The sequence below is a fragment of the Streptomyces sp. GC420 genome (genome assembly GCF_009916105.1).
In the GTDB taxonomy this organism is placed as follows: Bacteria; Actinomycetota; Actinomycetes; order Streptomycetales; family Streptomycetaceae; genus Streptomyces.
Map to the genome: position 1 here is coordinate 1 of NZ_JAAAXQ010000586.1, position 3,268 is coordinate 3,268.

3 protein-coding genes are annotated in these 3,268 nt (G+C 71.4%); all 3 read left to right on the top strand.

The genetic code is table 11. The annotated features are described in order from the left end of the window. The coding region (locus tag GUY61_RS36500; RefSeq protein WP_166634595.1) for a DUF4350 domain-containing protein at positions 1-803 on the top strand (803 nt) is incomplete at its 5' end. Continuing rightward, complete coding sequence (locus GUY61_RS36505; protein WP_166634596.1) at positions 800-1,774, top strand: MoxR family ATPase; 975 nt, start codon at positions 800-802, stop codon at positions 1,772-1,774. The genes GUY61_RS36500 and GUY61_RS36505, both read left to right, overlap by 4 nt. 11 nt (positions 1,775-1,785) lie before the next feature. Beyond that, positions 1,786-3,096: a DUF58 domain-containing protein gene (locus tag GUY61_RS36510; RefSeq protein WP_166634597.1), complete on the top strand. Its 1,311-nt coding sequence runs from the start codon at positions 1,786-1,788 to the stop codon at positions 3,094-3,096. Positions 3,097-3,268: the final 172 nt, after the last annotated feature.

The window sequence follows — 3,268 nt, forward strand, 5'->3', positions numbered from 1 at the left end:
CCTCGGTCCCCACCCTCGCGCCCGGCGTACGCGCCGAGCCCGCAGGAAGGGTCACCGCCCACCGGCCCGCCTGCGACCTGCCCGCCGCCGCCCGCGCCGGCGCGGCCGAGACCGGCCTTTTCGGCTATGTCACCGACAACCCTGACGCCGACGCCTGTTACGCCGCCGAGGGCGACCCGACGCTGCTCCGCCTGCCCGCCGCCAACGGCGGCGACACCGTCCTGCTCGGCGCCCCGGACCCGCTGTACAACGACCGTCTCGACCAGCAGGGCAACGCCTCCCTCGCCCTGCAACTCCTCGGCTCCCGGCCTCATCTCGTCTGGTTCCTCCCCTCGCTGTCCGACCCCACGGCAACCGGCGACGGAGGCGACCAGAGCCTCGCCGACCTCCTGCCCTCCGGCTGGTCGTGGGCACTGCTCCAGCTCACCGTCGCCGCGGTCCTCACCGTGCTCTGGCGGGCCCGCCGTCTCGGCCCTCTGGTCACCGAGCGCCTCCCCGTCGTGGTCCGCGCCTCCGAGTCCGCCGAGGGACGCGCACGCCTCTACCGCAAGACCGACGCCCGCGACCGCGCGGCTGCCGTACTGCGCTCCGCCACCCGGGCGCGCCTGGCCCCCCTGGTCGGCGTGCCACACGCGCACGCCCACTCGCCCGAGGCCCTCATTCCCTCCGTGTCCGCCCAACTCGGCGACATGGACCGCGACTTCCACACCCTGCTTTTCGGCCCGGCCCCTTCGGACGACACCGGACTCGTCCGCCTCGCCGACCAACTAGACGCCCTCGAAAGAGAGGTACGCACTTCATGAGCGTGCAGCCCGCAGAGACCGCGGACAGCGCACGCGCCTCGCTCGAGGCGCTTCGCACCGAGATCGGCAAGGCCGTGGTCGGCCAGGACCCGGCCGTCACCGGACTCGTCGTCGCCCTGCTCTGCCGCGGCCACGTCCTTCTCGAAGGCGTGCCGGGAGTGGCCAAGACCCTGCTCGTCCGGGCACTTGCCGCCTCCCTCGAACTCGGCACGAAGCGGGTCCAGTTCACCCCCGATCTGATGCCGAGTGATGTCACCGGCTCACTCGTCTACGACGCCCGCACCACCGAGTTCTCCTTCCAGCCGGGTCCGGTCTTCACCAATCTCCTGCTCGCCGACGAGATCAACCGCACTCCGCCGAAGACCCAGTCGGCACTGCTCGAAGCCATGGAGGAACGCCAGGTCACCGTCGACGGCACGCCCCGCCCGTTGCCGGAGCCGTTCCTCGTCGCCGCGACCCAGAACCCCGTCGAGTACGAAGGCACCTATCCCCTGCCCGAGGCCCAGCTCGACCGGTTCCTCCTCAAGCTCACCGTCTCTCTTCCCTCCCGGGACGAGGAGATCGGTGTCCTGACCCGTCACGCGGAGGGCTTCAACCCGCGTGACCTCAAGGCCGCAGGAATCCGCGCGGTCGCCGGCGCCGCCGATCTGGAAGCCGCTCGCACCGCCGTGGCCAAGACCTCGGTCTCGCCCGAGATCACCGGCTATGTCGTCGATATCTGCCGTGCCACTCGTGAATCCCCTTCACTCACTCTCGGCGTCTCCCCTCGCGGAGCCACCGCGCTGCTCTCCACGGCCCGTGCCTGGGCCTGGCTCACCGGCCGCGACTACGTCATCCCCGACGATGTGAAGGCTCTCGCTCTGCCCACGCTCCGCCATCGCGTCCAGCTTCGCCCGGAGGCGGAGATGGAAGGGGTCACCGCCGACTCCGTCATCAACGCGATCCTCGCCCACGTCCCCGTACCCCGCTGAGCCGAGGACCCATGGCACTCACCGGACGAGCCGCGCTACTCGCGGCCCTCGGCAGCATCCCCGTCGGCGTGCTCGAACCCAGCTGGGCGGGCATCGCGGCCGTCAACGCCCCCCTCGCACTAGCAATGGTGTGCGATTACGCGCTCGCCGCGCCAGTGCGCAAGCTCCAGTTCACCCGATCCGGCGACACATCCGTTCGACTTGGTGAGGCGGCGGACGTCCAGCTCACCGTCACCAATCCGTCCCGCCGCCCCCTGCGTGCGCATCTGCGCGACGCCTGGCCGCCCAGCAGCTGGCTCCCCGGCACGGAGATCGAGGCCGCCCGGCACAGGCTGGCCGTCCCACCGGGCGAGCGCCGCCGCATCACCACCCGTCTGCGCCCCACCCGGCGCGGCGATCGCACCGCGGACCGCGTCACCGTCCGCTCGTACGGCCCGCTGGGTCTGCTGACGCGCCAGGGCAGTCACACGGTCCCCTGGACCGTGCGTGTCCTCCCACCCTTCACCAGCCGCAAGCACCTCCCCTCGAAACTCGCCCGGCTGCGCGAACTCGACGGCCGCACCAGCGTCCTCACCCGAGGCGAGGGCACCGAGTTCGACAGCCTCCGCGACTACGTACCCGGCGACGACACCCGTTCCATCGACTGGCGGGCCACCGCCCGCCAGGCCACGGTCGCCGTCCGCACCTGGCGCCCGGAACGGGACCGCCACATCCTCATCGTCCTCGACACCGGCCGCACCTCCGCCGGCCGTGTGGGCGACGTTCCCCGGCTCGATGCCGCGATGGACGCCGCACTCCTCCTGGCGGTCCTGGCTGCCCGTGCCGGAGACCGGGTGGACCTCCTGGCCTACGACCGCCGTGTTCGGGCCCTGGTGCAGGGCCGTACGGCGGGCGACATGCTGCCTGCCCTGGTCAACGCCCTTGCGCCGCTGGAACCCGAGCTCGTCGAGACCGACGCGCGCGGCCTCGCCTCGACCGCGATCGGGAACGCCCCGCGCCAGGCCCTGATCGTCCTACTGACCAGCCTCGACTCCGCCCCCGTCGAGGAGGGGCTGCTTCCCGTGCTGTCTCGTCTCACCCAGCGTCACACGCTGCTGGTCGCGTCTGTCGCCGATCCGCACATCGAGGAGATGGCCGCCACCCGCGGCAGCGTGGAGGGCGTGTACGAGGCCGCAGCCGCGGCACAGACCCAGGCCGAACGCCGTCGCACCGCCGAGAAACTGACGCGGCATGGCGTCACAGTCGTCGATGCCATTCCGAATGAACTCGCGCCGGCCCTCGCCGACGCCTACCTGGCCTTGAAGGCAGCCGGCCGCCTTTGAGTTTCTTCCCTGCCCTCTGGCCTCCGCAGAAAGCCCGGGGAAGGGCCGGCGCATTTCTTCCCTGAAACGCGGAAAAGCCCCGGGCACAAGGCCCGGGGCTTCCCGGAATAATTGTTCGGCGGTGTCCTACTCTCCCACAGGGTCCCCCCTGCAGTACCATCGGCGCTGAAAG

Bases quoted from the DNA above. Each gene is read 5' to 3' on its own strand.
- GUY61_RS36505 (WP_166634596.1), top strand. From the start codon at position 800: ATGAGCGTGCAGCCCGCAGAGACCGCGGACAGCGCACGCGCCTCGCTC.
- GUY61_RS36510 (WP_166634597.1), top strand. From the start codon at position 1,786: ATGGCACTCACCGGACGAGCCGCGCTACTCGCGGCCCTCGGCAGCATC.